We start from the raw sequence: 6,892 nt of genomic DNA, 5'->3' as shown, positions 1-6,892 counted from the left end.
GTTCCCCCGGGGTGTGTGTGGGCAACCCCGGGGGTACGCACGTGGGGCCGCCCCGCCGGGGGGGGAGGTCCGGCCCCTGCCGGTGCGGTGGAACCTACTGGTTCTGGTTCTCGCCGCGGTAGAACTCGAAGACCCAGCCGAACAGGCCGATCAGGATGATCGGGGCGGCCCAGAACATCAGCCACCAGCCGAAGATCACGCCCATGAAGGCCAGCGCGCCACCGAGCGCCAGCGAGAGCGGCTGCCAGCTGTGCGGGGCGAAGAAGCCCAGCTCACCGGCGTCGTCCGCGACCTCGGCCTCGGGGTTGTCACCCGCGCCGCTGTCCACCCGGCGGGCGGTGAAGGCGAGGTAGTACCCGATGAAGGCGCACAGCGCGAAGGCCAGGAACAGCGCCGTGGTGCCGGCCGCCTCGATGCCGTGGTCCGACTGGTTGGTCCACAGGCCGTAGGTGATCGCCATCGCGAGGACGAAGACCGACAGGCCGAGGAAGATCTTTCCCTGTTCCTTCATCAGGCGTCGCCGTCCTTCTTGCCCTTGCCCAGCTGCGGGGCGTCGTACTTCGCCGGGGTCACGCCGGCGAGGTGCTTGGCCTCCTCGCCGTGGTTCTCCAGGTAGTCCAGCGCGGCGATCTCCGGGTGGTGGAGGTCGAAGGCCGGGGATTCGGAGCGGATCCGCGGGAGGGTGAGGAAGTTGTGCCGCGGCGGCGGGCAGGAGGTCGCCCACTCCAGCGAGCGGCCGTAGCCCCACGGGTCGTCGACCTCGATCTTCTCGCCGTACTTGGCCGTCTTCCAGACGTTGTACAGGAACGGCAGGATCGACATGCCGAGCACGAACGAGCCGATGGTCGAGACGGTGTTCAGCGTGGTGAAGCCGTCCGAGGCCAGGTAGTCGGCGTAGCGGCGGGGCATGCCCTCCGCGCCGAGCCAGTGCTGCACCAGGAAGGTGGTGTGGAAGCCGAAGAACAGCGTCCAGAAGGTGATCTTGCCGAGGCGCTCGTCCAGCATCTTGCCGGTCATCTTCGGCCACCAGAAGTGGAAGCCGGCGAACATCGCGAAGACGACGGTGCCGAAGACCACGTAGTGGAAGTGGGCGACGACGAAGTACGAGTCCGAGACGTGGAAGTCGATCGGCGGGGAGGCCAGCAGGACACCGGTCAGACCACCGAAGAGGAAGGTGACCAGGAAGCCGACCGTCCAGAGCATCGGGGTCTCGAAGCTCAGCGAGCCCTTCCACATGGTGCCGACCCAGTTGAAGAACTTCACACCGGTCGGGACCGCGATCAGGAAGGTCATGAAGGAGAAGAACGGCAGCAGCACCTGGCCGGTGACGTACATGTGGTGCGCCCACACCGTCACGGACAGACCGGCGATCGCGATGGTGGCCGCGATCAGGCCGGAGTAGCCGAACATCGGCTTGCGGCTGAAGACCGGGATGATCTCCGACACGATGCCGAAGAACGGCAGCGCGATGATGTACACCTCGGGGTGACCGAAGAACCAGAACAGGTGCTGCCAGAGCAGCGCGCCGCCGTTCGTCGGGTCGAAGACGTGTGCACCGAACTTGCGGTCCGCCTCCAGGGCGAACAGCGCGGCGGCCAGGACCGGGAAGGCCAGCAGGATCAGCACCGCGGTCAGCAGGACGTTCCAGGTGAAGATCGTCATCCGGAACATCGTCATGCCGGGCGCGCGCATGCAGATGATCGTGGTGATGAAGTTGACCGCACCGAGGATCGTGCCGAAGCCGGAGAAGGCCAGACCCATGATCCACATGTCACCGCCGACGCCCGGCGAGTGCACGGCGTCCGACAGCGGCGAGTAGGCGAACCAGCCGAAGCTCGCGGCACCGTTCGGGGTGAGGAAGCCACCCACGGCGATGACCGAGCCGAAGAGGTACAGCCAGTACGCGAACATGTTCAGACGCGGGAACGCCACGTCCGGGGCACCGATCTGGAGCGGCATGATCCAGTTCGCGAAGCCCGCGAACAGCGGGGTCGCGAACATCAGCAGCATGATCGTGCCGTGCATCGTGAACGCCTGGTTGAACTGCTCGTTCGACAGGATCTGGGTCCCGGGACGAGCCAGCTCGGCGCGCATGACCAGGGCGAGGATGCCACCGATCAGGAAGAAGGCGAACGACGTCAGCAGGTACAGCGTGCCGATCGTCTTGTGGTCAGTGGTCGTGAGCCACTTGATGATGGTCGCACCCGGCTTGCGGGTCCGCTGCGCCCCGACCGTGACGGCCTCGGCGCCCCCGCCGGCCGCGGCGGGCTCGTTGAGGATGGTCACTTCTCTTCACTTCCCATGGAGATGACGCCCGAGGGCACCGCGCCGGTCTGGCCCTTGGCCCGGAGGTCAGCCAGGTGCTTGTCGTAGTCGGCACGGTCGACGACCTTGACGTTGAACAGCATGCGCGAGTGGTCGGTGCCGCAGAGCTCGGCACACTTGCCCATGTACTCGCCCTTGACGGTCGGCGTGACCTCGAACTTGTTCACCACGCCCGGCACGACGTCCATCTTCATCATGAAGTTGACGGGCCAGAAGTCGTGGATGACGTCACGCGAGGTGAGACGGAACTGGACCGTCTCGTTGACCGGCAGCCACAGCGTGGGCGCGTCCTTGGGGGTGCCCACCTCGTAGGCGGCGTCCTTGTTGGCCGGGTCGGGGGTCTCGGTGTTCTCGTAGTTGAACGCCCAGCTCCACTGGAAGCCGACCACGTTGACGTAGTGCTGCGGCTTCTCGGAAACGGCGGTCAGCTTGTTCTCGTCGCGGGCGACGAAGTAGAAGAGCACCGAGACGATGATGATGGGGACCGCGGTGTAGAGCGCCTCGATGGGCACGTTGTACCGGGTCTGCGGAGGGATCTCCACGCCGGTGCGGCTGCGCCGGTGGAAGATCACGCTCCAGATGATCAGACCCCACATCAGTACGCCGACCACCAGCGCCGCGATCCAGGAGCCCTGCCACATCTGAAGGACCATGGGTCCTTCCTTGGTGACGGGGCTCGGGAGGCCAAGCCTGGGGAGGTCGTTGGCCGAGCAGCCGGTGGCGGTCGCGATGACGAGGCCCAGTGCCAGCGCCTGAGGCAGCTTCCGCCGCATCGTGCGCCGCGGCGAGCGGTCGGAGCCGTTGGGACTCACGTAGCGCCTTCCCGAAGTCTCGCCCGCCTTCGCGTCGCCCCGAGGAGGACTGCCCTCCCCGGCGACCCGTCCACGGGCACGGTTTGAATGCTTATGCGGGCCAAACCCTACTCCAGCCTTATGCGCTCCTGACGGGCAGCCCCCGGTAACGCGCCGCCCGGTCGCCCGATCAGGCCCGGCAGGGGCTACGCCGCAGGTCATCCCAGGCATTCGAGGTCCGTACCCCCGATCGGGGGATGACCTCCCGCAACGCGGGTGACGGTCCGTCGGACGCGGACGAAGCGGACATTCCGGATGATCGACTGACGGGGGGTGAGCACCGCCGCGGGGCTCCGGAGCGACCCGGCGTGCCGTTAAATGTGACCGTGTACTTCGACGTGGCTTCGACGGCGCCGCTCCACCCCGTCGCGCGGCAGGCACTGACCGCCGCGCTGGACGAGGGGTGGGCCGATCCGGCGCGCTTGTACCGGTCCGGGCGGCAGGCCCGGATGCTGCTGGACGCCGCACGCGAGACGGTCGCCGAGGTACTCGGCGCCCGGGCGGACGAGATCTCCTTCACCGCCAGCGGCACCCAGGCCGTGCAACTCGGCGTCCTGGGCGCGCTGGCCGGGAACCGGCGGCGCGGCGGGCACCTGGTGCACTCGGCGGTGGAGCACTCCAGCGTGCTGCACGTCGCCGAGCGGCACGAGGGCTCCGGCGGCACCGTCTCGGTGGTGCCGGTGGACCGGGCCGGGCGGGTGTCCGCGGACGGCTTCGCCGGGCTGCTCAGGGAGGACACCGCGCTGGCCGCGCTGCAGAGCGCCAACCACGAGGTGGGGACGGTCCAGCCGGTCGAGGAGGTCGCCGCGCTCTGCCGGGAGGCCGGGGTCCCGCTGCTGGTGGACGCCGCCCAGAGCGCCGGCCGGGTCGACCTGCCCGCCGGGTGGTCGCTGCTGGCCGCGAGCGCGCACAAGTGGGGCGGGCCGCCCGGGGTCGGGGTGCTGGCGGTGCGCAAGGGCGTCCGGTACGCCTCGCCGCTGCCGGCCGACGAGCGCGAGGGCGGGCGGGTGCCCGGCTTCGTCAACGTCCCGGCGATCGTGGCCGCCGCCGCCTCGCTGCGGGCCGTGCGGGCCGAGGCCGAGCGGGAGAACGCCCGGCTGCACGCGCTGGTGGAGCGGATCCGGGCCCGGGTGCCGCGGCTGGTGCCCGAGGTCGAGGTGGTCGGCGACCCGGTGCGGCGGCTGCCGCACATCGTCACCTTCTCGTGCCTGTACGTGGACGGCGAGGTGCTGCTGACCGAGCTGGACCGGGCCGGCTTCGCCGTGTCCTCCGGCTCCTCCTGCACCTCGTCCACGCTCACGCCCAGCCACGTGCTGGCCGCGATGGGGGTGCTCACCGAGGGCAACGTCCGGGTCTCGCTGCCGTACGGGACGGCCGAGGCGGACGTCGAGCGGTTCCTGACCGTCCTGCCGGAGCTGGTGGCCGGCGTCCGGGCGCCGCTCGGGCTGGACCTGCCGGCGCCGGAGGTCGTGGGAACACCGCCCCGAGCCGAAGGGCGTGCCGGCGCCGAAAGCGAAGGAGCGAGGGAGCGACCGACGGAGGAGGGAGCGAGGGAGCGAGGAGTGTCGGCGCCGGGTACCCGGAGGGCGCGCCCGGAGGCGAGCGGGCGAGTCACAGTGATCGACGCGCTGGGCAAGCGGTGCCCGCTGCCGGTGATCGAGCTGGCCAAGCGGATCGGCGAGGTGCCGGTGGGCGGGACGGTCGCCGTGCTGGCGGACGACGAGGCGGCCCGCCTGGACATCCCCGCCTGGTGCGACATGCGCGGCCAGGAGTACACGGGCGAGGCCCCGGCCGCCGACTTCGGCGGCGACCGGGGCTCGGCCTACCTGGTGCGGCGGACTACTTGACCAGGTGCGAGCGGATGTCCGCGGCGGCGTCGGCGCCGTAGGCGTCCTCGAAGCGCTTCAGGAAGGCGGCCGGGCGCAGCTCGTACTCCTGGGTGCCGACGGTCTCGATCACCAGGGTGGCGAGCATGCAGCCGAGCTGGGCGGCGCGCTCCAGGTCCAGCTCCCACGAGATGCCGGCGAGGAAGCCGGCCCGGAAGGCGTCGCCGACGCCGGTCGGGTCGGCCTTGGTCTCCTCGGGGGCGCAGCCGACGAGGATGGCCGGCTCGCCCTTGCGCTCGATGCGCACGCCCTTGCTGCCGAGGGTGGTGATCCGGGTACCGACCCGGGCGAGGAGCTCGTCGGCGCCCCAGCCGGTCTTGCTCTCGATCAGCGCGGCCTCGTACTCGTTGGTGAACAGGTACGCGGCGCCGTCGACGATCTCGCGGATGTCGTCGCCCTCCAGGCGGGCCAGCTGCTGGGAGGGGTCGGCCGCGAAGGCGTAGCCGCGGGTGCGGCACTCCTGGGTGTGGCGGACCATCGCCTGCGGGTCGTCCGCGCCGATCAGGACGAGGTCCAGGCCGCCGGTCCGGTCGGCGATCGGCTTCAGCTCGATGCTGCGGGCCTCGGCCATGGCACCGGTGTAGAACGAGGCGATCTGGTTGTGGTCCTCGTCGGTGGTGCACATGAACCGGGCGGTGTGCCGGGTCTCGGAGATGTGCACGGACTCACAGTCGACGTTGTTGCGCTCCAGCCAGCTGCGGTACTCGGCGAAGTCCGCCCCGGCCGCGCCGACGAGGACCGGGCGGAGCCCGAGCACGCCCATGCCGAACGCGATGTTCGGGGCGACGCCCCCACGGCGGATGTCCAGGGTGTCGACCAGGAAGGACAGCGACACGGTGTGGAGCTGCTCGGCGACCAGCTGGTCGGCGAACCGGCCGGGGAACGTCATCAGGTGGTCGGTAGCGATCGAGCCGGCGACGGCGATGCGCACGGAATGTCTCCTCAGGATGGCGGCAGGGCCATGGGCGAGCGGGTGAACCCGTTCACGGTACCGGGCGGGCGCGGGGAGATCCCACGAGTGCCGGAAATGGCACCCCCTATAAGCGATCGTGTACTACCTCCGAGTAGCACTGGTGGGTGGGAAGAACGTCGTCCTAGGTTGGCGGAAGGTGCGGGCCCGAGCGGCCCGCCCCGGTGACCGCGGCACTGCGGCCGCGGCACGAGCCCGATCGGAGCGGTGCCCGATGATGCCCAGTTCCTCCTCCCTCCCCGTGCTGCGCGGCGACGCGGACGGCGAGACGCTCGACGCCCTGGTGGACTCCTCCCGGCGGCTGCGCCGGTTCTGGCCACTGCTGGCGGCCCACCCCGAGCCGAGCGCCCCGGTGCACGCGGGCTTCCGGGTGCCGTCCGGTGCGCAGCGGCTGGTCGCCGGGATGCCCGAGTACGGCTACTGAGGCCTTCGTCGGACCCGGGCGGAACCGGATCCGTCCGGGCCACGTCACATCCGCGCGGAGCGGCCGTGGAGGCGGCGCCCCTGAGCCCTCGGGAGGATGTGCACATGGAGCAGGAGCGGATGCCGCGCGGTCGGCGGGCCGTGGCGCTGGCGGGTCTGGTGCTGGCGGCGGCGGTGACGGTGGCCGGGTGCAACGGGGACGGGAAGTCGTCCTCGGAGGCGGCGGCCACGGCGACGGCCTCGGCGACGGCCTCGGGCTCCCCGGTGGCGCCGACGCCGTCCGACGGCGCTTCGGCCGGTGCGTCAGCGAGTGCGTCGGCCGGCGCGCCCACGGCGGGCGCCTCCGGCGGGCCGGGCGCGTCGGCGACGGCTCCGGCGCCGGCCGGGACGGCCCCGGGCTCGGTGCCGTCGGCCCCGGCGCAGCCGACGGGGGCCAC

The 6,892-nt window shown here is 70.9% G+C and carries 6 protein-coding genes and 1 pseudogene; 3 read left to right on the top strand and 4 right to left on the bottom strand.

Features of this window, described 5'->3' with window-relative positions; genetic code table 11:
* Positions 1-94 precede the first annotated feature (94 nt).
* The 3 genes from AB0O00_RS13690 to coxB form a co-directional block, all read right to left on the bottom strand.
* Entirely contained in the window at positions 95-511 is a 417-nt protein-coding gene (locus tag AB0O00_RS13690; RefSeq protein WP_363651330.1) for a cytochrome c oxidase subunit 4, read from the bottom strand.
* Positions 511-2,196 carry a cytochrome c oxidase subunit I gene (gene ctaD / locus AB0O00_RS13685; RefSeq protein WP_363651350.1) on the bottom strand — a complete coding sequence of 562 codons (1,686 nt, stop codon included), beginning with the start codon at positions 2,194-2,196 and terminating at the stop codon, positions 511-513. The genes AB0O00_RS13690 and ctaD overlap by 1 nt, the downstream gene beginning before the upstream one ends.
* Before the next feature lie 86 nt (positions 2,197-2,282).
* The gene (gene coxB / locus AB0O00_RS13680) at positions 2,283-3,137 is read right to left on the bottom strand and encodes a cytochrome c oxidase subunit II (protein ID WP_363651328.1); all 855 of its coding nucleotides are present in this window, start codon (positions 3,135-3,137) and stop codon (positions 2,283-2,285) included.
* Positions 3,138-3,502: 365 nt separating this feature from the next.
* On the opposite strand from coxB, the gene AB0O00_RS13675 reads away from it, so the two are divergent.
* Entirely contained in the window at positions 3,503-5,023 is a 1,521-nt protein-coding gene (locus tag AB0O00_RS13675) for an aminotransferase class V-fold PLP-dependent enzyme (RefSeq protein ID WP_363651326.1), read from the top strand.
* Here the strand turns inward: AB0O00_RS13675 and AB0O00_RS13670 are convergent.
* Positions 5,016-5,993 (bottom strand): carbohydrate kinase family protein, encoded by a 978-nt coding sequence (locus AB0O00_RS13670; protein WP_363651324.1) that lies wholly within the window; start codon positions 5,991-5,993, stop codon positions 5,016-5,018. The genes AB0O00_RS13675 and AB0O00_RS13670 overlap by 8 nt on opposite strands.
* A 253-nt stretch (positions 5,994-6,246) precedes the next feature.
* Here AB0O00_RS13670 and AB0O00_RS13665 point away from each other — a divergent pair, with 253 nt between their 5' ends.
* Together AB0O00_RS13665 and AB0O00_RS13660 are read left to right on the top strand one after the other, a co-directional pair.
* A complete protein-coding gene (locus tag AB0O00_RS13665; protein WP_363651322.1) occupies positions 6,247-6,456 on the top strand; it encodes a hypothetical protein in 210 nt (69 codons plus the stop codon).
* Positions 6,457-6,560: 104 nt separating this feature from the next.
* Positions 6,561-6,892, top strand: a pseudogene (locus tag AB0O00_RS13660) (hypothetical protein); the annotation flags it as partial.

This window comes from Kitasatospora sp. NPDC093558 (assembly GCF_040683475.1).
Taxonomy (GTDB): Bacteria; Actinomycetota; Actinomycetes; order Streptomycetales; family Streptomycetaceae; genus Kitasatospora.
The sequence above is the reverse complement of the archived record's forward strand: the minus strand, read 5'-3'. Positions and strand labels throughout refer to the sequence as shown.